26 protein-coding genes and 2 pseudogenes are annotated in these 21160 nt (G+C 48.8%); 1 reads left to right on the top strand and 27 read right to left on the bottom strand.

The window, feature by feature from the left end:
- Nucleotides 1–4: 4 nt before the first annotated feature.
- The 11 genes and pseudogenes from GXM22_RS01775 to GXM22_RS01720 form a co-directional block, all read right to left on the bottom strand.
- The gene (locus GXM22_RS01775; protein WP_005929916.1) at nucleotides 5–871 is read right to left on the bottom strand and encodes a VirB6/TrbL-like conjugal transfer protein, CD1112 family; all 867 of its coding nucleotides are present in this window, start codon (nucleotides 869–871) and stop codon (nucleotides 5–7) included.
- 306 nt (nucleotides 872–1177) lie between these two features.
- Nucleotides 1178–1261, bottom strand: a pseudogene (locus GXM22_RS01770) (Maff2 family mobile element protein); the annotation flags it as partial.
- Nucleotides 1262–1351: 90 nt separating this feature from the next.
- Nucleotides 1352–3022 (bottom strand): recombinase family protein, encoded by a 1671-nt coding sequence (locus tag GXM22_RS01765; protein WP_005929919.1) that lies wholly within the window; start codon nucleotides 3020–3022, stop codon nucleotides 1352–1354.
- On the bottom strand, nucleotides 3023–3220 hold the full coding sequence (locus tag GXM22_RS01760; RefSeq protein WP_003020324.1) for a hypothetical protein: 198 nt from the start codon (nucleotides 3218–3220) through the stop codon (nucleotides 3023–3025).
- A gap of 241 nt (nucleotides 3221–3461) precedes the next feature.
- Nucleotides 3462–4799, bottom strand: a complete 1338-nt coding sequence (locus GXM22_RS01750; protein WP_005929926.1) for a virulence-associated E family protein — start codon at nucleotides 4797–4799, stop codon at nucleotides 3462–3464.
- Nucleotides 4768–5412: a CHC2 zinc finger domain-containing protein gene (locus GXM22_RS01745; protein WP_035393369.1), complete on the bottom strand. Its 645-nt coding sequence runs from the start codon at nucleotides 5410–5412 to the stop codon at nucleotides 4768–4770. Before GXM22_RS01745 ends, GXM22_RS01750 begins: the two co-directional genes overlap by 32 nt.
- A 65-nt stretch (nucleotides 5413–5477) precedes the next feature.
- A complete protein-coding gene (gene mobQ / locus GXM22_RS01740; protein WP_005929933.1) occupies nucleotides 5478–7058 on the bottom strand; it encodes a MobQ family relaxase in 1581 nt (526 codons plus the stop codon).
- Between the two features lie 170 nt (nucleotides 7059–7228).
- Entirely contained in the window at nucleotides 7229–7753 is a 525-nt protein-coding gene (locus GXM22_RS01735) for a hypothetical protein (protein ID WP_002569224.1), read from the bottom strand.
- Between the two features lie 301 nt (nucleotides 7754–8054).
- On the bottom strand, nucleotides 8055–8351 hold the full coding sequence (locus tag GXM22_RS01730) for a DUF3847 domain-containing protein (protein ID WP_099357249.1): 297 nt from the start codon (nucleotides 8349–8351) through the stop codon (nucleotides 8055–8057).
- A complete protein-coding gene (locus GXM22_RS01725; protein ID WP_005929943.1) occupies nucleotides 8344–8685 on the bottom strand; it encodes a DeoR family transcriptional regulator in 342 nt (113 codons plus the stop codon). The genes GXM22_RS01730 and GXM22_RS01725 overlap by 8 nt, the downstream gene beginning before the upstream one ends.
- Nucleotides 8682–8870: a hypothetical protein gene (locus GXM22_RS01720; RefSeq protein WP_005929946.1), complete on the bottom strand. Its 189-nt coding sequence runs from the start codon at nucleotides 8868–8870 to the stop codon at nucleotides 8682–8684. The genes GXM22_RS01725 and GXM22_RS01720 overlap by 4 nt, the downstream gene beginning before the upstream one ends.
- A gap of 483 nt (nucleotides 8871–9353) precedes the next feature.
- Here GXM22_RS01720 and GXM22_RS01715 point away from each other — a divergent pair, with 483 nt between their 5' ends.
- On the top strand, nucleotides 9354–10160 hold the full coding sequence (locus GXM22_RS01715) for a helix-turn-helix domain-containing protein (protein WP_005929949.1): 807 nt from the start codon (nucleotides 9354–9356) through the stop codon (nucleotides 10158–10160).
- A 111-nt stretch (nucleotides 10161–10271) separates the two neighbouring features.
- Here GXM22_RS01715 and GXM22_RS01710 read toward each other — a convergent pair whose 3' ends face one another.
- The 16 genes and pseudogenes from GXM22_RS01710 to rplM all read right to left on the bottom strand — a co-directional run bounded on the left by GXM22_RS01710 (nucleotide 10272) and on the right by rplM (nucleotide 21071).
- Nucleotides 10272–10889, bottom strand: coding sequence for a helix-turn-helix domain-containing protein (locus tag GXM22_RS01710; RefSeq protein ID WP_035393372.1), 618 nt, complete (start codon nucleotides 10887–10889; stop codon nucleotides 10272–10274).
- A 22-nt stretch (nucleotides 10890–10911) separates the two neighbouring features.
- Nucleotides 10912–11571 (bottom strand): phosphatase PAP2 family protein, encoded by a 660-nt coding sequence (locus GXM22_RS01705; protein ID WP_005929954.1) that lies wholly within the window; start codon nucleotides 11569–11571, stop codon nucleotides 10912–10914.
- A 193-nt stretch (nucleotides 11572–11764) separates the two neighbouring features.
- Nucleotides 11765–12142 (bottom strand): TnpV protein, encoded by a 378-nt coding sequence (locus tag GXM22_RS01700; protein ID WP_002595212.1) that lies wholly within the window; start codon nucleotides 12140–12142, stop codon nucleotides 11765–11767.
- Nucleotides 12102–12464, bottom strand: coding sequence for a helix-turn-helix domain-containing protein (locus tag GXM22_RS01695; RefSeq protein ID WP_307862865.1), 363 nt, complete (start codon nucleotides 12462–12464; stop codon nucleotides 12102–12104). Before GXM22_RS01695 ends, GXM22_RS01700 begins: the two co-directional genes overlap by 41 nt.
- Before the next feature lie 71 nt (nucleotides 12465–12535).
- A pseudogene (locus tag GXM22_RS01690) lies at nucleotides 12536–12688 on the bottom strand (Maff2 family mobile element protein); the annotation flags it as partial.
- A gap of 208 nt (nucleotides 12689–12896) precedes the next feature.
- On the bottom strand, nucleotides 12897–14654 hold the full coding sequence (locus GXM22_RS01685) for a VirD4-like conjugal transfer protein, CD1115 family (RefSeq protein ID WP_005929977.1): 1758 nt from the start codon (nucleotides 14652–14654) through the stop codon (nucleotides 12897–12899).
- The gene (locus GXM22_RS01680) at nucleotides 14651–15133 is read right to left on the bottom strand and encodes a PcfB family protein (RefSeq protein WP_005929980.1); all 483 of its coding nucleotides are present in this window, start codon (nucleotides 15131–15133) and stop codon (nucleotides 14651–14653) included. Before GXM22_RS01680 ends, GXM22_RS01685 begins: the two co-directional genes overlap by 4 nt.
- 18 nt (nucleotides 15134–15151) lie before the next feature.
- Nucleotides 15152–15787 (bottom strand): DUF3846 domain-containing protein, encoded by a 636-nt coding sequence (locus GXM22_RS01675; protein WP_002576407.1) that lies wholly within the window; start codon nucleotides 15785–15787, stop codon nucleotides 15152–15154.
- Between the two features lie 10 nt (nucleotides 15788–15797).
- On the bottom strand, nucleotides 15798–16304 hold the full coding sequence (locus tag GXM22_RS01670) for a hypothetical protein (RefSeq protein WP_005929984.1): 507 nt from the start codon (nucleotides 16302–16304) through the stop codon (nucleotides 15798–15800).
- A gap of 13 nt (nucleotides 16305–16317) precedes the next feature.
- Nucleotides 16318–17226 (bottom strand): ParB/RepB/Spo0J family partition protein, encoded by a 909-nt coding sequence (locus tag GXM22_RS01665; protein WP_005929988.1) that lies wholly within the window; start codon nucleotides 17224–17226, stop codon nucleotides 16318–16320.
- A gap of 75 nt (nucleotides 17227–17301) precedes the next feature.
- A complete protein-coding gene (locus GXM22_RS01660; RefSeq protein ID WP_005929990.1) occupies nucleotides 17302–18147 on the bottom strand; it encodes an ATP-binding protein in 846 nt (281 codons plus the stop codon).
- Nucleotides 18144–18818 (bottom strand): helix-turn-helix domain-containing protein, encoded by a 675-nt coding sequence (locus GXM22_RS01655; protein ID WP_005929992.1) that lies wholly within the window; start codon nucleotides 18816–18818, stop codon nucleotides 18144–18146. The genes GXM22_RS01660 and GXM22_RS01655 overlap by 4 nt, the downstream gene beginning before the upstream one ends.
- On the bottom strand, nucleotides 18799–18966 hold the full coding sequence (locus tag GXM22_RS15005) for a hypothetical protein (RefSeq protein ID WP_002576412.1): 168 nt from the start codon (nucleotides 18964–18966) through the stop codon (nucleotides 18799–18801). Before GXM22_RS15005 ends, GXM22_RS01655 begins: the two co-directional genes overlap by 20 nt.
- Nucleotides 18963–19793 carry a phage antirepressor Ant gene (locus GXM22_RS01650; protein ID WP_002576413.1) on the bottom strand — a complete coding sequence of 277 codons (831 nt, stop codon included), beginning with the start codon at nucleotides 19791–19793 and terminating at the stop codon, nucleotides 18963–18965. The genes GXM22_RS15005 and GXM22_RS01650 overlap by 4 nt, the downstream gene beginning before the upstream one ends.
- Before the next feature lie 433 nt (nucleotides 19794–20226).
- On the bottom strand, nucleotides 20227–20625 hold the full coding sequence (gene rpsI, locus GXM22_RS01645) for a 30S ribosomal protein S9 (RefSeq protein ID WP_005929995.1): 399 nt from the start codon (nucleotides 20623–20625) through the stop codon (nucleotides 20227–20229).
- Between the two features lie 17 nt (nucleotides 20626–20642).
- A complete protein-coding gene (gene rplM / locus GXM22_RS01640; RefSeq protein ID WP_005929998.1) occupies nucleotides 20643–21071 on the bottom strand; it encodes a 50S ribosomal protein L13 in 429 nt (142 codons plus the stop codon).
- Nucleotides 21072–21160: the final 89 nt, after the last annotated feature.

The raw sequence follows: 21160 nt of genomic DNA, 5'->3' as shown, positions 1-21160 counted from the left end.
TCTCTTAGTGCGCTGCAAACACGGATTTCGCGAGGCTTCCCGTCTTAAACAGCGTAAATGCCAGCAAAACCGTATAGCCCAAAACGCCCCAAATGCTGCTGATGATGTTATCCGAAAAGGACAGGTTCTGAATCAGAACTGCATAGATGCCTACACAGATCATGATAAGAAAGCCCTGGAATCCCAGTGCAAACAGGGAGCGCAGATAGTTTTGACCGGTATGGCTCTGCTCATGGTTTCCAAAGGTTGCGAACGGAATCGGCGCAAGGCTCACCATGAGATATATTTCCACCATTCGGCCATACACGATGACAAAGATGATAGCCGACAACGCCAGCATCGTGACCTGAACCACAAAGGTCTGCAAATACAGTCCCAGCAGCGGTCCTAAGTCCATGCCTTCCAGCGTGGCCTGCATTGCTGTCAGGGTCGCATCGCTGACGGACGTACTGCCGGAAATCAGCCCGCCGCTTCGGGAGATCACTTGCTGCGCCACATCAAAGACAGCCATCGTGATATTGAATGTGTTCGAGATCAGGGTCACTGCCAGAAAGGTCTTAAAGACCCATTTGAAAAATGTCCATGTCTCGAAATTTGCCAGATTGTTATGCTCAATGAGCATCTGGATCAGCTCATAACAGGCGATGAAAGTCAGCACCATTCCGGCAATGGGCAGGATCACGGATTCCGAGATGTTGCGGATCATAGAAAAAACAGCAGGTGAAAAGTTCGCCGGTGTGGTTCCCACATCGCCTGCGATCTGTCCAACCTGCTGGTTGACCGAATCGAACATCCCTGAAAGATTTCCCATGATACCGCTGATGATCATGCTCTTGAGCCAATCTGTGATCTGTTCAAGGATACTCTGCATGAGCCGCCTCCTTCCTTACGCAAACACGCCGAACAGCTTCGCCATCCGGGACAGAAGCATGAACAGCTGAGAGAAAAGAGACAGTGCCGATGCAGTTGTAGTAAGAAACGCCATAGATTTGTCCTCCTGTAACTTGTCCGGCCTATCCGCCGGTGCGATTCTAAACTGCGGTTCTGCGCCATACTTCCAACATGTGCACCTGCCAGAGAGCGCAGAAAATAGCCAGCTGCGGAGATTGCCTGCACCTGACTATGTAACAGGCAGCTTTCGCCGCCCGGCCGGAATCTTCGCTCCGACAGCTTTTGCTTAACCGAACAGACCGGAAAGCAGCGGCACCAGAGTCGTACCGATCAGTGCCACGCCGCCGCCAGCCATCAGCTGTTTTATACCCAATTAGGTGTAAAACTCTGCTCGATGGCGGGCGGCGGCGTACAAAAAATCTATATGGTGTTTTTAAGAGAACCGTCCCGGCGGGACAGGTCAGGCAGTGACCTGTTCCACCTCTGGGATGGGTTTGAGATTAAAATGAATTTCGATAGAAATGTGTCTTGTTTTATCTTCGTCAATGCGCTCATGCACGACGATTTCTTTGATTAAGCGGTTGAGGGTGGCTGCGTCCAGCTCTGTGATATTGGCGTATTCCTGAATGGCTTCCACCCATTGTTTTGCGTCATTGGCAAGCTGGACTTCATCGGACAGCCGCTTTCTGCCATCTGACACTTTTGTTTTAAGCTCCGTCTGCTCGGTCTGTGTCTTTTCCAGCATGGTGTTGAAATTCTGCTCACTGATACGCCCTGCAATCATATCCTCATAAAGCCGCATGACCATTTTGTTCAGAACCTCAATCCGTTCCTCGTCCCTTGTAAGGGAGCGTTCCATTGCTTCCCGCTGTTCCCGCTTCTCGGCTTCACAAGTGTTGGTCAGGCGGTCGGCAACCGCTTCCCCGTCCATCAGGGCAGCTCTGGCACATTCCCGGATTTTCCGCAGCACATGGCTGTAAAGGGTGTCATAGTCAATCCGGTGCTGGGTGCAGTGATTCTTTCCAAAGGCATTGTAGGTCTTGCAGGAATAAATCTGCTGGGGATGTTTTGCGTTTGTGTAGCGTATCGTCAGCGACTTCCCACACTCGCCGCATTTTATCAGTCCGGCAAACAGGCTGATTTCATTGGTCTGCCCCGGACGCTGGCGGGATTTCAGCTTGTTCTGCACAATGTCAAAGCTCATGCGGTCAATCAGCGGTTCATGCTGTCCCTCCACCACAATCCAGTCCTCCGGCTTCTTTTCCCCAATCGTGCCGATTTTGAAACGGTAGTCTTTTTTCTGGGAAGCAATCGCCCCGGTGTAGACGGGATTCATCAAAAGGTCTTTGATAACGGAGAAGTCCCACATATACCGTCCGTTTTCCGGGTCTTTCTTTTCCCATTTGGTTCGGGTATTGCGAAGCCCCCGTTCCCGGTTCCACCATGTGGGGCAGGGGATTTTTTCTTCCTCCAGACGTCTGCGGATATAGTTCGGACCATGACCGTTTAGGGCATAACCGAAAATCAGCCGCACAATCGGGGCGGTTTCCTCGTCAATGAGCAGATGGTTTTTGTCCTCCGGGTCTTTCCGATACCCAAACGGGGCAAGACACCCGGTAAACTGTCCTTTCTGCGCTTTCAGAAGATAAGAGGAATGGACTTTCTTGGAAATATCCTTGCTGTACATCTCGTTCAGGATATTCTTGAACGGGGCAATATCGTTGTTATCACGCAGGGTGTCGATACCGTCATTCATGGCGATATAGCGGACACCGTTTCTTGGGAAAAAGTCCTCAATCAAATGCCCGGTTTGCAGATAGTTACGCCCCAGTCGGCTGAGGTCTTTCGTGATGACAAGGTTGATTTGCCTGCGCTCAATGGCTCTCAACATTCTCTGTAAATCAGGACGCTCCATATTAAGACCTGTGAAGCCATCGTCCTGATAGACTGCCACAACCTCCCATCCCTGCTTTTCGCAGTATTTTTCCAGCATATCACGCTGGTTTGCGATACTGGCACTTTCGCCTTGCAGGTCATCGTCCTTTGACAGCCTGCAATAGACCGCTGCACGATACCCTCCGGCAAGTGCCGAACCGATTGTTCTGTATTCCATTTCGTTCATCATAGCCATTTACCCACACAATCCAGACGGTATCTGGCTCTTTTGAACCTCATCTTCATTATAGCTCATATCTTTCCTTTTAGCAAGATATTCTTTCGTATTTGTCTTACCGTATTTCTGGGAAATCAGGCTGACGAACACATCGGTTGCGTCCAGCTCCCCGTCAAACACCGTTGTAACATGAATCTCTGTTTTGTTTTTTGCCATAGGCAGTTATCCTCCATACATGAAAATAGCCAGACAGAGGGTGTCGGCAACGAAGTCCGGCAACGGGCTTCAAAAGACCTTGCAAACAATCTCAATCTGGCGATGGTTACTATTTATACTTTTCTTTTATTTTTCTGTTGTTTTGGTTGTCATAGGGGAGAAAAGCCGATAGTTTCGGGATTTTCCCCGGCAACCGGCTCGGCAACGGGATAGCAACAGGGGGTGCAACGGGCTGTCATTTTCAGAATGGAAGCTCCATCTGTTCTGTGACCTCCACAAAACCATCCATCGTTTTTTCAGACGGGTTGCCGGAGTCCGTTGCCGGGTTTTCACGCTCCCAGCCCTTTTGTCTGCCATATTCTGAAAACATTCTTGGGTTCGGGAAGTACCGCCAGCGGTCAATGCACTGGTTCATAATCTCGTTGATTTCCCGGATTTCCCATTGTTTCGGCTCGTCAAAGGCATGGTTCAAGGCTTCCTTGTAGAGCTGCTTGGAGCAGACCATGCTCCCGGTGTACTTATCAAGATACGCCTGTATCATCCCGGCTTTGGTGTCCTCCGGCATAAAATCCCGCTGGTGTTCTTTGAGATACCGCTGCATGGCGGGGCTGAAAGCCAGCTTGAACCTGCCGCTTCGGTAAATCTCCATAGCTTCTGCCCACATCTGCTCGATATAGGCTCTGGAAGCAGCTTCATCCTCCAAAATGTGAACCTCGGCTTGCTCCGGGTACACCATGACGGGGATAAAGCGGCGGTTGCCGGAACGGTCAAGGGGCAGGAAGTCAAGGGCATTGGAAGTGCCGCCAAACACGCACTGACGGGGGCGGTCTGCCGGGTGGGTTTCATAGGGTATCTTGTAAACCTCTTTCTGCCGGCTTAAAAATGACTTGATTTCCTCAATGCTCTTGGCGTTTGCGGTTGCCATCATTTCCGACATTTCGATAATCCAGTGACCTTGCAGCTTGCGATACACATTGTCATCGTCCAGCTTCCGCAAATCATCGGAGAACCACTCGTCCCGGACTGCCAGCAGACGGAAGAAGGTGGACTTGCCAGCCCCCTGACCACCTACCAGACAGAGCATGATTTCAAACTTGCACCCCGGCTGAAAGGCTCGTGAGATTGCACCCAGCAGGAACAGCTTCAACGCTTCATAGGTGTAATCGTCTGCGTCAGCCCCCAGAAAGTGCCGCAGGCAGAAACGGATTCGTTCTGTCCCGTCCCACACAAGGGTATTGAGATAGTCCCGGATGGGATGGTACTTGTTTTCATTCGCCACAATCCCGATGGCGTTATCAATCTTTTTCTCATTGGTAAGCCCATAGGTTTCTTCCAGATAAAGAAGCAGATACTTCATGTCCGTATCGTTCAGGGCGGTGCTTTCCCTGTGAAAACCGATGGGCTTTATGATGTCCTTGCGGTCGGTCAGAATGTTGTATGCGATAGCCCCGGAAAGCAGCGGGTCACGCTGGAATACGGTCAGGCAGTTCCGTATGCTCTGACGGACACCGCCTTTCTCGGTAGTTTCCAGCCCCGCCTTGATTTCCTCAACGCTCTGGGGTGGCTGCATGGCGTTCATGGTGTTTTTTAGTTCTTGCTGCGTCTGCGGCTGCAAGCTCTGCCATTCGCTGTTCAAGCTGTATCACATCCTTTCCGTAGTCCGTAATCAAAGCCGCTTTTTCCTCCGTTTCCCCAAAGAGCAGCACATCCAGCAGATATTCCACTTGGGCTTGCTTCTGTAAGGCTTCCACAAACCGGGGATGAACGGTTTCCTCCGGGGAGTGCGGGACATAATCCTTTCTCCATGCCCTAAGCAGGTGGAGATAATCGGCAAGGATACGGAAGCAGCGGTTCTTTGCTTCCTGAAACTGTTCCTCCGGGGATTTCTGCCGGGGCTTGGGCTTTTTTACCTTTCCCGGCGGTTTCCAGTCCTCATAGGAAAGCCCGAAGTCCTGTGCCAGTTGTACGGCGGCTTCTTTCTTTCCCAGCCCATACAGGGCGGCGGTAAAATCAATCACATCCCCATCAGCACCGCAGCCGAAGCAATGGTAACGCCGATCCAGCTTCATGCTTGGGGTCTTATCGTGATGGAACGGGCAGCAAGCCATCCCGTTCCGACCTACATGGATTCCATAATGCTCCGCAGCCTGTCTTGTTGTAACAGACTGCTTCACAGCTTCAAATACATTCAAATCTATCCCTCCTTGAAAATAAGAAAAGCACCTGACATTCTCTGATTGAAAATGGCAAGTGCCTGTTAAAGTTCCATATCCTGTTGTCTGTGTTTTGTCTGCGCCGGGGCAGTCCTTTGTGCTTTTTTCTCGTCCGCCTTATCCTGCAAGACTTCTTTGATAGGCTGTTTCTTGGGCGGCTCTTTGCTTTCCTCTGTGCCGGGTGTGGCTTTCCGTACCCAGTAGCGGATGTCCCGCAGTTTCTTCAAATCAGCCTGTACCTCGGTCAAAGGTTCTTTCAGCTCTGCGATTTCGCCGACAAGTTTTTCCTGCTCCTCTTTCAGCTCCTTTTGGGTGCTGTCCTTATCGTCCGGGTGCTTGGCAAGGTAGGCGGCGGCTTTCTCATACCGGGCGACCTCCGGGTGTTCCTGTTTGAATTTCTCCTTTGTTTTCTTAAAAAATATCTTCTGGTACTTCTCATAGACAGGCTCACATTCCTTGCAGTCTGTCCGGCTGGCAAGAATCCCGTCAATCACTTTGCTTCGGGCTTCCTTTGGCTTCATCTGATTGCGGTAATCTGCGGCTGATTTCCCGGAAGATTCCAGAAATGCTTCCAAGTCCTCCACAGTGGAAAGCCCCTTTTGCCGGAGATAGGACAGGGCTTCGCTGACTGCCTTTAAGTCCTGTGAAGTTCCCCGGTTTTGTCCAGCCCTTGTCCAGTCCTTCCGTTCTTCCTTTCGTATCTCCATATACTTCATCAGCAGATTGGGAAGAAGCGTTGCTTCCTCCGCCGCTTTTTGTGCAAGCAGCTCTTTCCGTTTTTCACCCAGCTCGGTAATCCAGCCTTTGAGGTTTTGGATAAGCTGCCGGATGGACTTCATCAGGCGGTTGGCGGCTCTGATTTCCCGGTTCAGGTTGCCGATATTCGTCTGGATACCACGCTTTTCCATCTGCCGGACAGCAGCCCCCTCATGGACAGTGGGAACTATATCAAGCCCCTGTCTGGCATAGGAACGCAAGTCCACACGCTCCGGGCGGTCATTGGCTTCCAGATAGCGGTTCTGGATGACCTCCCATTCATGCCGCCAGATTTCACAATACTTCTGGTCGTTCCAGTCCACCGTATCCTCCTTGTGGCTTTTCCACCTGCCGGACGGAAGTTTTATCCGTTCTCCGCTTTCATCAAGGTCATAAACCTTGCGGCTCTTGGGAAGCCATTTCCCATGTTCGTCTATTGCCCTCATAGTGAGCAAGACATGGGCGTGGGGATTGTGTCCCGGCGGATGGGGGTCATGGATAGCAAAATCAGCAATCATGCCTTTGGAAACAAACTGCTTCTGGCAAAACTCCCGGACAAGGACAGCGTACTGGTCGGGCGGTATCTCTCTGGGGATAGTAAGCACCCACCTCCTTGCAAGCTGGGAGTTCCATTGCTTCTCCACCGCTTCGGCGGCGTTCCATAAGGTATTGCGGTCTGCATACTCCGGCGGGGCGTTTGCCGGAAGCAGGATTTCATTGTGGACGATACCACGCTTTTCCGGGTAGTGCTTCACTTGCTGGTCATATTCACAGAACAGTTTTTCGCCACTCTGGTAAGCAGCGGCGGCAACAGCAGACTGCCGTTGACTGCGCTGAACAATCGTGATTTCGTTGTGTGGACAGGGCATTTCGTATCCCTCCTTTCGCTAATTGGTGGATGGGGTGGCGTTTTACCACCTCATTTTGGGCAGAAAAAAAGCAGGAGACCTTTTTCAGATTTCCTGCTCGGTGCGCCGCTGTGTTGGCGGCGGGTATTTAGTTGTAAAAGTTCGGGGCAAGCTGACCCGATGTGAAGTTGTCAAAGAGAATTGTTCCAGTATTCCACAGTATTGCCATTCACATCATAGAATGTAATGGTTCCCGCACTTATAGGCAAAACAATCGCAAAAGGTTTATTGCTGTCAATGTCAAGCACTTGAATTGTGTTGCCGTCATCTATTTCAAGCTGTGTTACCTGTTGCTGATTCATAGAAATAAATGCTCGCTCATTATATCCTTCTACGGTGTACTCGGCAATTCCTCTTTGAACCCCCGAAAGGTTTCCACCCCCACGGAAAAAGTATCCAAAGGAAAGACCAGGACGGTTGACATAGACGGAAAAAGAATGGTCACTCAAATCCTGAGGGTAAGAAATATATGCAGCCATCGTGCTGGAAACGCTTCCATCGACCGTCCAATCATCCTTAATCTTCTGCGACGAACGAATATCTGCCTCCAGCTTAGATGAAGTCACGCCGATCTCATTGTTCGTATAAAGAAAACAAACAAATAAAATACAAGCAAGAACAACCCCTATCACAATTTTAAGAAATATTTTTTTCACGCTATCAAAACTCCTTGTCAACTTCCGATTTGTTGTCATCTTCATTATACTTCATTGGCTATCGAAAAGATAGCATATTTTATGAAACTTGTCGGCTGGGAACAGCTTGCAACGCAAGGTGTCCCCAGATGGCAAGTCCACAAAAGGGTAGCTGGCGGCAGCCAGCGCAGGGGAAGCGTAGCGTCCCCTGTTTGATTTGGAGCAGACCATGACTGCGGAAAATCACAGCCCTCCGGCAAGGAGCCTTCGGAGAACGCAATGCACCAACCTCTGGGTGGTGTATAATTGCGCCCTTAGTAAACTAAGGGGTTTCCGCCTTCTCCCGTTCCAGCAGTTTTTTCAATAGTTCCTGCGTGTCCTGCCTGTGAAAAATGAGTTTCAACAACAGCATGACATCATCATCTGTCAGGCGTTCCGGCTCTTGCAGAAAACTTTCCAGCATACCGCCACGGGTACAGAGCCGGTGCGTCCGTTCCTTTCGGGTAAGCTGTTTCAACTGGTGCTGCAATGCCTTTTCATCATTGATGGCTTTCCGCAGTTTCTTTTCGCTTTTTTCCAACTCCCGATTGAGTTTTTCCAGCTTTGAGGTATCAGGCAAGGGCAGCGTCCTCCTTTCCCGGTATCAGCACATAAATCCGGTTTGGTTCTCCAATGCCCTGACGCACCCGCATGATAAGTCCGGCAGTTTCCAGTTCATTCAGAGAACGCTTGACCGTCATGGAGCTGCGGGACAGGACTGCGGCAATGGCTGTGACAGGGAAGCAGACAAAGAGGATTCCGTTCTCGTCCTCCTGCCCTTTGGATAACATAGCGTCCAGCATCCGGCAGTACATGACCTTTGCGGTGCTGCTGACTGGAAATCCTGTCAACGCTTTGGGAAATGGCATACAGGGTGGCAATGGTGTGTCTATCGTCATAAATTCAAAATTCATTCGGTGTGTTTCTCCTTTTTCTTTGCTCGTTTGGATAAATAACGGGGGCAGTCAATCACAACCGCCCGGAAGCTCTGCTTGCACCCATGCTGGCATTTCCGGCATAATTCGTTGTAAGTGACACGCCCCCGGTCATTGAGGTAAAAGGAAAGCTCATGCTTCCTCTTTTTGCTCATTCTCGGCATATTGCGCTTCCTCCCGTTTTAGTGTATGGTTTCGGGGCGATTTTCGGTAAAATTACAGCCATAGAGCCGCTTAAAATCTCCCGAAGTATCAGCGATAGGGTAGACTGTCCCCCTATCAGATTGTTGTGTTTCGGTATCATTTCGGTGTCAGTTCGCCAGTTCTCCCCGGTGTCGTTCCTCCCCTGAATCTCACAGCGGCGTATCGCTCCCTTTGGTACGCTCGTTTTGGTCAGGGTTCCTCCATATCCCTGCCAAAATTCATGGCGCTACATCGCCGGGGAAGCATATCCCACACAGGCTGGTCATTCGATTGGAATAATCCATCGATGAACTACCTGTATCATAGAACATTTTTGTGCCCTGTGCCGTATGTCCACAAAGTAGGAATTAAGGGTAAAAATCAGAAATTTCCACGATTACGGAAAGTGTGATATAATCCAGATAAGCGGCAGCAATGAAACCGTTGGAAAGGAGCGTGTGCCCATGAAAGGAGCAACAAGCATACAGGAACGCCTTTGGGAACTCCGCAAGGACAAAGGCTTAAATCTGGAAGAACTATCAAAACTAACGGGTATTTCTAAATCAGCCCTTGGCAGTTATGAAAAAGAAGATTTTAAGGAAATCAATCATGGCAACCTTATCACGCTGGCAGACTTCTATGGGGTTTCCGTCGATTATCTGCTGTGCCGGACAGAGAACCGAGCGGAGATCAATACGCCATTAAGGGAGCTGCATTTGAGTGATGAGATGGTAGCACTTCTGAAAAGCGGTCGGATTAACAACCGTCTGCTCTGCGAACTTGCCACCCATAAGGACTTTATCAAGTTTCTTGCGGACATTGAGATTTATGTGGATGGGATTGCCACCATGCAGATTCAAAACCTCAACACCCTTGTCGATACTGTCCGACATGAAATCATAGAACGGTATCGCCCTGGCGAAGATGACCCACATTTGAAAGTGCTGCAAGCCGCCCATATCAGTGATGATGAATATTTCAGCCACATGGTTCTGGATGACCTAAACCTGATTATCCGGGATATTCGGGAAACCCATAAAAAGGATAGTGAGAGTGCGCCCCAGACCACTGTTGCCAATGAACTGAAAGAAAATCTGGAAGCGGTCGAAAATTTCAAGGGCAGCCGTTTGGAAAAACTGGCAGTGCTTTACTGCAAGCAGCTCGGTATCAACTATAAAAATCTGTCAGATGAAGAATTTCGCTGGCTTATTCGGATTCTCAAAAAGTCAAAGAAAATGAGCACGCCTATCAGCCAAAGGAAAAAACGGTAAAGAAAAACCGCTGTTGCATGGTTTGTTAGCTTCCATGTAGCAGCGGTTTTTACTGTGGTTATTCAGTTAAATTTTCAGAACGACAAACTTGAATTTGTATGGCTCAACTCCTTATCGACCGGCCATAGCTCGTTTATAAAGTAGACCTCCTTTTATAAGTAACAACAGAAAAGCCACTGTTACTGCATATGGTTCTCTCGCAATCGCCAGATACAAAACAGTAATAATACTAAGCCCTACAGACAAAAAAGTAATCACCTTTTTTCCCTTTTCAAATTTGAAATTGACCATTAAAATATTCACAATTCCAATAATCGTTAATGCGATAAAAAGACCCCAGTATGTCATACGAATCCAAATTTCATTATCTACATACTCAATAAGACTTACTGAATAGATATATCCATCAACCGGTTTGGAATACAATGGAAGAAAAATAAGCATCAAAGAGAGCAAATCGGTAAATCCAAATAACAAGTCACATAGACCATTGAGATTTGACTTGTTTTCTTTTTCAGCAATCAAAACCAACTGATCTCCGGATAACAGCTCATCAATGGACACAGAGAAATATCTGGATATTTCCTTTAATGAATCTATGCTCGGATATCCTCTTCCGGATTCCCATTTTGAAATTGCAGTTCTTGAAACAAATAATGCCTCGGCTAGTTCTTCTTGTGTCAAACCTCGGCTCTTTCTTAATTCCTGAAGCTTTTCATGGAATTCCACCTCCTTCACCTCCTTTTTTATTTCACTTTTTTATTGTTAGCATAACTACTGCCTTATAAACAGTAAATAATCCGGCACTTAACAATACACCACCCACAATATCCGTAAACCAATGTACTCCGGAAATCAATCTGCCGATAACCATGAATGCAGAAAAAGCGATTGCTAGAATCGTTATGATTCTTTTCAATGTAGAACATGACATTCTTCGCTGGATCTGTTCAACCAAAGTCGGCATCACGCACAATACCAGTAGAGTCGTTGAAGAAGGATAAGAAGCCTCCATAATTCCATTGATTAAAATTGGTCTGTAATTGATTGGGATGATCTCAAAAATGAAGTATGCCAGTATCACTATAACATAATAAACTCCCAGGATAATGATATCGGGATCCACTTTGAAGAGACTTCTTCTCTTTATTAACTGAACCAGTCCAATACCTGCAAAAATCAGGCATACAACTAAAGGAATCAGACCCATCCAATCGGTAATCGTATAAATTGTCATATTAACATTTGTTAAACGATGAAACCAGCAATTGAATGTTGCAAATCCAATATTCGTTGCATTCTGCCCCAGTGGCTGCACGTCTACCATCTGGATCAAAGCTGTCCATATTGCAAACGCTATAATAAATATACCTCCTAAAAATAAAACTTGTTTTCCATTCTTTTTCATCATTATACGTCCTTTCTATATTGGTTTGTCTTTTCGACGATTTCACCTTATCAAAAAGCGTAAAATGACGCAAGAATCGCTCTTTCACATGTATGACACGATTCGTATCATCCCCACAAATGCGTGATTTTCTGTATATTTTCCTGAATACCTATTCCTACAAATTTCGATTTGTCATAATCATTCTATCATACCGTTATGAATAAATCATCTCATGCAAAACAATTTCTTCTGCCCGGTTGTGGATATTATTGCACCGCTGCACCCATTCCATTTGACGGGTACGCTTCAAGTCCTCGGTCACGCCCTCGGCAGCTTTCATCTGCTCCATGATAGTGTCTAACCGTTCCTGTGCCTGTTCGTTCAGGTCTGCAAGATATGTCCACAATTCTCCGGTCAGTATCAATGTGTTCAATCTGGCTGGGTGGACTTCTCTTAAATATTCCCGGTGCATCCGTCCATACTTTCCGATGGGGCGGCGTTCTTCCGACAGTTTCAAGTCCGGGATGTAGTAATCTCCGACAAGGATATAATCAATTCCGTTTTCCGTTATTCTTGGTTTCAATTCGCTCATGTTCCTTACCTCCTGTGGAAGCAGGCTCGTCTGGTACTAACTCAATCACATCGGTAATCTCACAATTCAGCGTTTCACAGATACGGGCTAATGTGTCCATGCTGATGTGCTTTCCCTCTTTGCTCATGTTGGCAATCATATTCGTTGTCATACCAGCGGCAAGCCTTAAATCTTCTTTTCTCATATCACGCTCTAACAGTGTGTGCCAGAGTGGTTTATAGCTGATGTGCATATTGTTTTCCTGCCTTTCTACCCATACCACCGGGGCGGCTGCCCCGGCAGGAACTTTTCTCTTATTATAACACCAATCTTGTGTAATCACAATTTATTCTTGTATCCTGCCGCTGATACCGTCTGGATTGTGCTTTTCCTTTCTTTTTGTTCCCTTTAATTAGCCATAAACTGTTTCATACCCTGGGATTTGGCACCGGGGTTGTCGTTGCCGTAGCCCTCCAGCAGGTTGATGGCTCCCCAGATGCCGAGACCGGCACCCAGTGCGATGACAAGAGTCTGAAGAACGGTTACTGCGCTGTTGAAAAATGCCATAAATGTGTACCTCCTTGTACGATGCGCCCTTGCGGGCTAATGAATAGTGATTTTCCATCTGCATGTGCACCTGCAAATGGGCAAACATATAGCCAGGTCTCCAATCCCAATCAGAAACCTGGCTATGTAAAGAGGCGGCAGCTCGCCGCCCCTTATCTTATTCTGTTACCAGCAGCGTACCCATGACATCTTCGTCACCGGAACAAACTTATTTGGCATGATCTGCATCAACTACTTCGTACTTATCACCGGGCTTGAGCTTCAGCCGATGATCGAGAAACGTCTCGATGCTGAACGTGTTTTTCTTATCAGCACCGGCAGTGAGCTTGTAGTTCGGATGCTGGGTCAGATCGTATTTATCTGACTTGAACGGTCTGACACCGCGCAGCTGCAAAATGCACTTTCCGCCATCCAGCACAGCCAGTTCATCCACCGAAGCCAGGTCATGCCCAACCTTTTGGTAATTGGTGCCGTAAGATGGGCTGTTGCCTCTGGTATCGGAAGTGTTGTACAGATCAATCGTTTCTTTTCCCAATGCCTGATTCAGCTCTTTCAGCGTAGTCGGCTCCGAACCGCCAAGGAAAATACGAGAATCCATATTGCCGATGATGGTATCGGCATTGTCCTTGTAGATTGCCTTCAACTGGCTCTGTGCCTGAAGTACCAGACATGCCGAGATTTCTCTTGATCGGATGGTGGCTACCAGCTTTTCCAGATTTGGAATCTGACCAATGTTCGCACACTCATCAATCAGGCAGCGCACATGCACCGGCAATCTGCCCCCGTAAATATCATCCGCTTTCTCGCACAGCAGGTTAAACAGCTGTGTATAGATCATCGAAATCAGGAAATTAAAAGTCGGGTCTGTATCGCTCATAATGAGGAACAGAGCCGTTTTCTTATCTCCCACCGTATCCAGCGACAGCTCATCGTACATGGTGATATCGCGGACTTCCTCAATATCGAAGGGAGCCAGACGTGCACCGCAGCTCACCAGAATCGACTTTAAGGTCTTGCCCGCCGCCAGCTTGAACTTGGCATATTGGCGGACAGCAAAGTGGTTCGGTTTTTTCTTTTTCAGAGCTTCAAACATCTGATCCACTGGATTCTGAAAGGTTTCATCATCCTCGCGCACTTCCATCGCGTTCAGAAATTCAATCAGCGTTGCAAAGTTCTGCTCTTCCAGCGGTGCCTCATAATGGATATAACCAATCAAAGCACAATACAGCAAGGTCTCTGCCTTCGTCCAGAATTCGTCACCGGCCTTGCCGTCCCCTTTAGTGTTGGCAATGAGGGTTGTGGTCAGCTTCAAAATATCCTTTTCGCTGTGAATATACGCGAAGGGATTATAATGCATCGACTTTCTGAAATTGATAGTATTGAAAATCCGGATACTGTATCCGTTCTTCAAAAGGGCTTGGCCGCAGTCGATTACGATATCACCTTTCGGGTCAGTGACCACGTAGGAACTGTGACATTGTAAAAGGTTGGGTTTAAGCCAAAATCTCGTCTTACCGCTGCCGGAACCGCCGACCACAAGCACATTTTTGTTTCTGGCATTTGCCGGATTCTTCGGGCGATTGCCCATCATCAGCCGCTCCGTCCGGGTCAGAATCACATTGTTTGCAAACACTGGATCTTCAAACGGTTCGATGTCTTTCTGCGTACCCCACCGGGCAGAGCCATACTCCATACCATGACGATATTTCTTGGCATTTTTGCCTTTCAGATACACAGCAAGCCGCAGACCCGCTCCGCAGCACACACCAATCAGCAAATCCAGCGGATGCAGACTTGGCATCGGGTTGGAAAATGCTGCACCCAGGGCAGAAAGAAAGCCGAGGAGCTTTTCAGACATGTCTGCGCCCTCGGCAATTCTCCACGCTTCTCCCAGATTGGTACATACAAGACCGGCAATGAAGTACGGCAGGTTCAGGATCAGCAGCTTCTTGGTCTTATTACTCATAGATCACGCTCCTGACTTTTGTGACGAACCTTATCCGGCAGAATTGCAGCCACCAGTTCTTTGAGCTTGTTAAGCTGCTCCAGAACACTCGGTTTTTCCTTTGCTTTCAGCTTGCGGTTGGTGAATTCCTCAAAAGCGGAAGTCAGTGCATCCGCATCCTTCGCCTTAAAGAACACCGTGTACTTGGGTGGAATCACATTTTGGTCTTTCGTAATGGCATAATCCACACCGTATTTCCGCGCCACCTGTTCAAAGCCTTTCAAATCCGTTTTCTCAATGGGGATACTGCTGACTCCCTGATTCTGACCGATCAGTTCTTTGATGCTCTGCTTTCCAAGCGGCATCTGCGCTGATTTCTGAGCCGCCTTTGCCTGATGGTGCCGTTTCCACGCATTATAGCCATTCACGATAGTGCGAAATGTCAGTTTCGTGGTACTGATTGCCAGATTGACGGTACGATTTTCAACTTCTTCCTGCATGAATCTCCGCCTCCTTCCTTACAAACTGTCCCGGTCCGGTGCCGGTTTACTCTTTTCTTGGGGCTTTGCAGCCTTTTCCTCCATCTTCTTCACCATGTCATCCGGAACCGGAATCGCCATGATGCTGCGCCCCATACGAACGAACATCTGGGGCTGATGGAACTGCTCCTCAAATTTCTGCATCTGCTCCGAAGTCAGAGAACCAAAGTCATCCTCTGTCAGCCCTACCACCAGAAAATCACCGGCATAAATGTCCTGCATATCCCCGTCTTCGGTGTAAATCGCACGGTTCAGCGGCAGACCATTGATTTTGCCGGATTCATTCAGAATAATGGCCACTTCATCCTCAAATGGATAGGTGACTTCAATATCGCCGCCGACCATGGCCTGCAAATCTTCCAGCTCCGTGCCAACACTGATTTTCTTCGGATAGGCATTGGGCTGTACCAGCAGCACATCCATTGTCCTGGTCTCTGCCAATTCATGTTCTCCCACGGTCTTGAAATCCACACCGGTGAAATCGCCGGAATCCAGAACATAGTCCTGATTGTTCCACGCCTGCGTCACCATGCGTTCCGCATCTTCCTGTGAGGCAGCTTCCACGGAAACCTTTCTCTGGAGAGTCTCTGTAATCTCCACATCAAATTTCTTCATAGGCACCTCCTTAGATCAGGCGCAGTGCCGGAACCAACTCGCCGCCAATGGAAACCACCGTCAGGTTCTCGTTCACATAGTCGATGGTGCGTTCCAGCGTAAACAGATTGATGCTGCATTCGTTGCCGTTCTGGTCGATTTCCGAAACCTCCGCAGCTCCCAACAGATAGCGGGTTCTGTCAGTCTCGATCACATCGCTCTTATCATAATGGAGAAGCAGTTCCCCATCTGCCACCAGATCAGCCTCCATCTCATCGTAAACATCCTCAAAGATGTCTCGACTGCCATCCTCGGTCAGGAGTTCGCCGCCAGCCCCCGGCAGGATCACCATCACAATGCGCTCCTTCGGGTGATCTTCACGGATTGCCTCCAGCATCAGCCAGTTATGAAGCATCGCAATGGACTTCTCAAACATGGGATCATCCATCGGATTGGGCTGCGATGCACCGTGCGGGCAGTTCTTGCAATCCATGCTGCACACTGCGTTGTTCTGATTCTTCTTAAAGTTCATCATCATAAAAATCTCCTTCTCATCGTTCCATATCTCGTTGTTTACTTCGCTGCCATTTTTCCAGCAGCCGGATAATCGTGTCCTGCATCTGCTTCGGCGTATAGGATTTCGGGAAATACTTCCGAAGAACCTCGTTTTTAATCGTCACATGGTCAAGCTCATCCTTTTTGATTTCATTCATCACTTCACACATGGCATCCAACGTGCAGCCGCCCTCCTGTGAGAGCTTCTTCAGCCGCTGTGCCTGCGACAGGGATGGAGATGCCTGTGCATAGTCCATTGCCTCCAGAAATTCCTTCTGTTCAGACGGTTTCAGGTAAGACAACTCCACCGCCGGATTAAAGGCGATTTTCTTCTCATCCACCATATCCAAAATTTCAGGAATCAGGTTGGTAAGGCGGATATAGCGTTTAACCGTATCCTTACTCATTCCAACAGCTTCACCAATAATCTCCGTAGACAACTTCGGTGCAAATTGCTCCGAAGTCAAATCTTTTCTCTGACCCTGATGTTTCATCGCCTCCAACTTCATCTTGTAGGAAAACGCTCTCTCGCTGGGAAGAATATTCTCCCGCTGCAAGTTGCTGTCCACCATAAAGATGATTGCTGCATCATCGTCCATTTCCTTGACGATGACCGGCACAGTCTCCAAACCTGCCAGCTGCGCCGCATGAAGTCTGCGGTGTCCTGAAAGAATTTCAAATCCGCCTTCCGGGTCAGGTCGGACAATCAGTGGTGATACCACACCGATCTGCTTGATGCTCTCTACGGTCTGTTCCATCAGCTCGTCATCCAGCACCTTAAAGGGATGCCCTTCAAAAGGATGCAGGTCAGAAAGCGGCATCTCCGTCCGCTTCTCCTTAGCCGCAGCGTCGGCAGCTGAGCCACTGCGGTTTTCTGTTGTAATACTGGTTTTTGCTTTTGCCATTCAGCTTCTTAACCTCCTTCCAGCGGTGATAGATGTCATTCTTACCTGCGAAAAACGCCTTTTTTGCCTTGCACTTCATAGATCAAGTACCTCCTTAACGACCTGCTGTTTTTCTTTTCCAATGCTCTTTCTGCGGTCCTCTCCGCTGATTCGCACCGGCGTACACATTTCCAGAATCCTGCTGTAAATCCGGGCGTATGCCACATCCTGCGGATTGCGGATTTCTGCAATTTTCAGATTGGTTGTGATAATGACCGGAAGCCCGGACTTATACCGCTCATCAATGACAGCGTAGACCTGCTCCAGCGCATATTCGGTGCTGCGCTCAATTCCCAGATCATCCAGAATCAGCAAAGAATAGTTGGAAAACGAAGCGATATACCGGTATCGTTCTTCCGAATACATGGCACCCATCTGGTTCAGGATTTTGGAGAAGTTCGTCATCAAAACCGGAATGCCCTGATCCAGCAGCGCATTTGCTATACATGCCGCCACAAAGGACTTTCCGGTTCCGACATCTCCCCATAACAAAAGGCCAAGGTTTTCAGCCTTGACCTTTTTCCACTGCTCCACATAACGTTTTGCCATCTGGATGTCCTTGTTGTCTTCTGCAACGCCAAAATTCCATTCCAGAAGATGCTTTTCCTGAATCCCAGTTGCTTTCAGCTGCCTGATTTTACGCTGCCGCTCCACCAGTTCATCCTGGCGTTTCTTTTCCGCCATCGCTTCCTGCTGGCATCTGCAAAGGCAGGGAACAATCTTGTCTCTGCCCCAGAGCTTTACCCTGCACTGCACCGGAGTATGACAGTTCCGGCAATACAGCAGTCCGTCCACGCCCTGGTATTCCTGCTCTCCGGGTTCTTTCGGCGTAAAGAGCGAATCCAACGCCGCATTCAATACTTCAGGCACCATGTCGCTCATAGGCTGTCTCCTTCCTCAAATGTGTAGTCTGCCGGGTTATACTTCGGCTTTTCTCTCTTTGCCCAGCTCCGGATTGTGGCAAGGTGATTTTTGTAGCTCCTGCCGGTGGAAGCCATATACTCAGAGAGCCGTTCCACTCGCATCTGATAATCTCCTGGGAACTCCTGCCGGAGCTTGCCGTATTCCGTGTCAGAAAGAAGGACATTTTCGTATGAGCCATACCGGTGTTGGATTTCCTTCTTCTCTCTTTTATTGATTGTTTTAGTACTTGTTCTATTAGTACTTAATTGCGCGGGATTTTCCGTAACCGGTGTGTCCGTATCCGGATTTACCGCATACGGCTTTTCCGTACACGGTGATTCCGAACACGGCTTTTTCCTTGGCATCTCATAAATCACATACTCCGCTCTGCCCATCCGACCGTTACTCTCACGCTGCTGGTTCCTTTCCAGATACCCAAGACGCTCCAGCTCCTTCAGAGCCGTAAGCACTCCATCTACGCCATCCGGCGTAATCGAAGATAACCCCCGTACCGAATAGTTCCATGTGTCCGGTAAACTAAGCAGCATGGAGAGAAGTCCTTTTCCTTTCAGGCTGAGACCCTGATCCCGCAGGTGGTAATTGCACATCGTTGTGTAATTGCTGTTTTTCTCAACCCTGAATACCGGCATGGTGCTCACCATCCTTTTTCGCAGGCTCCGTTTTTTTCTTCGGACATTTGCGCGGACGATCTTCGCTGTCCTCCCGTCGATGGTATTTGCCGGTATCCTGCATCATGCGTTCAAACGCCTGAAGGCGTCCCTCTGTAAAAAGCGTCATTCGATCACACCCCATTTCTTAAACAACTTAAAGAGATGATTCTTTCCCTTGCAGGTCACTCTCGTCTGCTGCACCAGTTTTCCACTTCTGCCGTAGCAATCCCGGACAATAAAATAGCCCCTTGCAGATTTGTCTGCAAAAGGCATCAGCCAGCCGCTTGGACTGCGGTACAGATAGCGGTGATCCAGTAAGAGAGCTACTGCCGTCTTCTCTGGGATTCCGATTTCCTTACAGAAATTCCGGATGCAGGTGCAATCTTCCGAATTTACAAAGGTGTCGAAGTAGTCTGCCTTGGGCTGTGCCGCATCCAGCTGTTTGCGGATACCCTCAAGCTGCTCTCTCTCGGCTACAAGCTCCTGTGCCAGTGTGTAGATGACCTCCGGATGCTGAATCACCTGATCCAAAATGGAATCGCTCATATACACACCATGCTTGCGAATGGACGGGAGAACTTCATCAAACACCCAGTGTTCAAATCGTTCTGCCGATGGCAGCTTGCTGTGAACGATCAGCCGGTAAACATCGCCTTCTGTGATAAAGGAGATTTCAACGACCTGCTCTCCAGCATCTCCATACTGATTCACCTTCTGAACGACCCCCTCGCGTTTCGTTAGGGGGCCTCTGCAATGGCGTTTCACTGCGGCGTAGGGATTCACATACCCCAACGCTTTCGCCACATCGCTTGCACAGAAGAAGGTCTTGCCCGCCTCTTGCAACACGCGGATCGAACCAAACTCCTGGTTCTCAAACACCTCCATCATCTGCCTTGACTGTCCGCCATGACTGCCCACATCGGTGTCATGGGTCTTCTGATTGAAATCCGTCATACCTGTTACCTCCTGCTCAAATTTGTCTCGCCGGATTTCGGGCGAAAAAAATAGAGCCTCGACCCATTCTCGTTTTCAAAGAATGAGCCAAGGCTCTATGTAACAGGATACCTGATATTAAATTTTTGCAGAATTCGTCAGAACTCGCCAAACGAACCTGACACTGTTTTTCATTCCGTTTCAGCCGGATTTTTGCCGAAAATCTGTCAAGGATATGGGGCTAATTTCCCCTCCAAAATGGCCTTCTGTAAACCCATTTTCCCACCCATTAGGCTCAAAAATAGGCCGTAAACCCATGGTAAACCCATCAAAATGGGTTAATTTGAAGTCAAATTTCCTCAAATTTCACCATCGGAATCAGGCGATTTCAGGCATAGAAAAAGCCCGGAAAATGGCGTATTTCCGGGCTTTTTTAGCATTATTAAGCTGTAGATTATCGCTTGCTGAACTGCGGTGCGCGACGAGCGGCTTTGAGGCCGTACTTCTTACGCTCCTTCATACGAGGATCGCGGGTCAGGAAGCCAGCCTTCTTCAGAACAGAACGATTCTCATCGCTCTGCTGCAGCAGAGCGCGGGACAGGCCGTGGCGGATAGCGCCAGCCTGACCGGAAACACCGCCGCCGGAAACGCGGACGACGACATCGTACTTGCCCTCCAGGCCCAGCAGGACCAGCGGAGAACGGACGATCAGCTTCAGGGTCTCCAGACCGAAGTAGTTGTCGATATCACGATCGTTGATGGTGATCTTGCCGGTGCCGGTGTAAACGCGAACGCGGGCAACGGAATCCTTACGACGACCAGTGCCGTAGAAATAAGGTTTGGTTTCGTACATGTTCGATTGCCTCCTTCTTAGAACTCGATCTTCTCGGGCTTCTGAGCTGCGTGAGCGTGCTCGGCACCCTGGTAGCAGTGCAGACGGGTCAGAGCCTTAGCACCGATGGTGTTGGAAGGGATCATGCCCTTGATAGCGTAGGTCATAGCCAGGTCGCTGTTCTCAGCCATCAGCTTGCTGTACTGGACCTTCTTCAGGCCGCCAATGTACTTGCTGTGGGTGATGTGGAACTTCTGCTCAGCCTTCTTGCCGGTCAGAACTGCCTTGTCGCAGTTGACGACAACGACGTAATCGCCGCAATCGACATTGGGGGTGTAGTTGACCTTCTGCTTGCCGCGCAGCAGAACAGCGGCCTCAGCAGCGACGTGACCCAGGCTCTTGCCGGTTGCGTCGAGCAGATACCACTTGCGCTCGACTTCAGCGGGCTTTACGAGAGTAGTGCTCATATCTATTTCCTCCTGATAAGTGTTTGGTACGATTCAGGCGCCTTTGGGGCGCGAGTGTCAGTATACAACACAAAAAAGCGCCTGTCAAC

It is taken from the genome of Faecalibacterium duncaniae (assembly GCF_010509575.1).
GTDB classification, from domain to species: domain Bacteria; phylum Bacillota; class Clostridia; order Oscillospirales; family Ruminococcaceae; genus Faecalibacterium; species Faecalibacterium duncaniae.
The sequence above is the reverse complement of the archived record's forward strand: the minus strand, read 5'-3'. Positions and strand labels throughout refer to the sequence as shown.

Excerpts from the sequence above, each read along its gene's own strand:
- GXM22_RS01670 (WP_005929984.1), bottom strand. The coding sequence starts at position 16,304 with ATGATGATGAACTTTAAGAAGAATCAGAACAACGCAGTGTGCAGCATG.
- GXM22_RS01705 (WP_005929954.1), bottom strand. The coding sequence starts at position 11,571 with ATGATGAAAAAGAATGGAAAACAAGTTTTATTTTTAGGAGGTATATTT.
- GXM22_RS01750 (WP_005929926.1), bottom strand. The coding sequence starts at position 4,799 with ATGAACGCCATGCAGCCACCCCAGAGCGTTGAGGAAATCAAGGCGGGG.
- GXM22_RS01760 (WP_003020324.1), bottom strand. The coding sequence starts at position 3,220 with ATGGCAAAAAACAAAACAGAGATTCATGTTACAACGGTGTTTGACGGG.
- GXM22_RS01715 (WP_005929949.1), top strand. The coding sequence starts at position 9,354 with ATGAAAGGAGCAACAAGCATACAGGAACGCCTTTGGGAACTCCGCAAG.
- GXM22_RS01650 (WP_002576413.1), bottom strand. The coding sequence starts at position 19,793 with ATGACGGATTTCAATCAGAAGACCCATGACACCGATGTGGGCAGTCAT.
- GXM22_RS01680 (WP_005929980.1), bottom strand. The coding sequence starts at position 15,133 with ATGCAGGAAGAAGTTGAAAATCGTACCGTCAATCTGGCAATCAGTACC.
- GXM22_RS01685 (WP_005929977.1), bottom strand. The coding sequence starts at position 14,654 with ATGAGTAATAAGACCAAGAAGCTGCTGATCCTGAACCTGCCGTACTTC.
- rpsI (WP_005929995.1), bottom strand. The coding sequence starts at position 20,625 with ATGTACGAAACCAAACCTTATTTCTACGGCACTGGTCGTCGTAAGGAT.
- GXM22_RS01675 (WP_002576407.1), bottom strand. The coding sequence starts at position 15,787 with ATGAAGAAATTTGATGTGGAGATTACAGAGACTCTCCAGAGAAAGGTT.
- GXM22_RS01665 (WP_005929988.1), bottom strand. The coding sequence starts at position 17,226 with ATGGCAAAAGCAAAAACCAGTATTACAACAGAAAACCGCAGTGGCTCA.
- GXM22_RS01655 (WP_005929992.1), bottom strand. The coding sequence starts at position 18,818 with ATGCCGGTATTCAGGGTTGAGAAAAACAGCAATTACACAACGATGTGC.
- GXM22_RS01765 (WP_005929919.1), bottom strand. The coding sequence starts at position 3,022 with ATGGCTATGATGAACGAAATGGAATACAGAACAATCGGTTCGGCACTT.
- rplM (WP_005929998.1), bottom strand. The coding sequence starts at position 21,071 with ATGAGCACTACTCTCGTAAAGCCCGCTGAAGTCGAGCGCAAGTGGTAT.
- GXM22_RS01700 (WP_002595212.1), bottom strand. The coding sequence starts at position 12,142 with ATGAGCGAATTGAAACCAAGAATAACGGAAAACGGAATTGATTATATC.
- GXM22_RS01720 (WP_005929946.1), bottom strand. The coding sequence starts at position 8,870 with ATGCCGAGAATGAGCAAAAAGAGGAAGCATGAGCTTTCCTTTTACCTC.
- GXM22_RS01775 (WP_005929916.1), bottom strand. The coding sequence starts at position 871 with ATGCAGAGTATCCTTGAACAGATCACAGATTGGCTCAAGAGCATGATC.
- GXM22_RS15005 (WP_002576412.1), bottom strand. The coding sequence starts at position 18,966 with ATGACGCTTTTTACAGAGGGACGCCTTCAGGCGTTTGAACGCATGATG.
- GXM22_RS01660 (WP_005929990.1), bottom strand. The coding sequence starts at position 18,147 with ATGAGCGACATGGTGCCTGAAGTATTGAATGCGGCGTTGGATTCGCTC.
- GXM22_RS01725 (WP_005929943.1), bottom strand. The coding sequence starts at position 8,685 with ATGAATTTTGAATTTATGACGATAGACACACCATTGCCACCCTGTATG.
- mobQ (WP_005929933.1), bottom strand. The coding sequence starts at position 7,058 with ATGCCCTGTCCACACAACGAAATCACGATTGTTCAGCGCAGTCAACGG.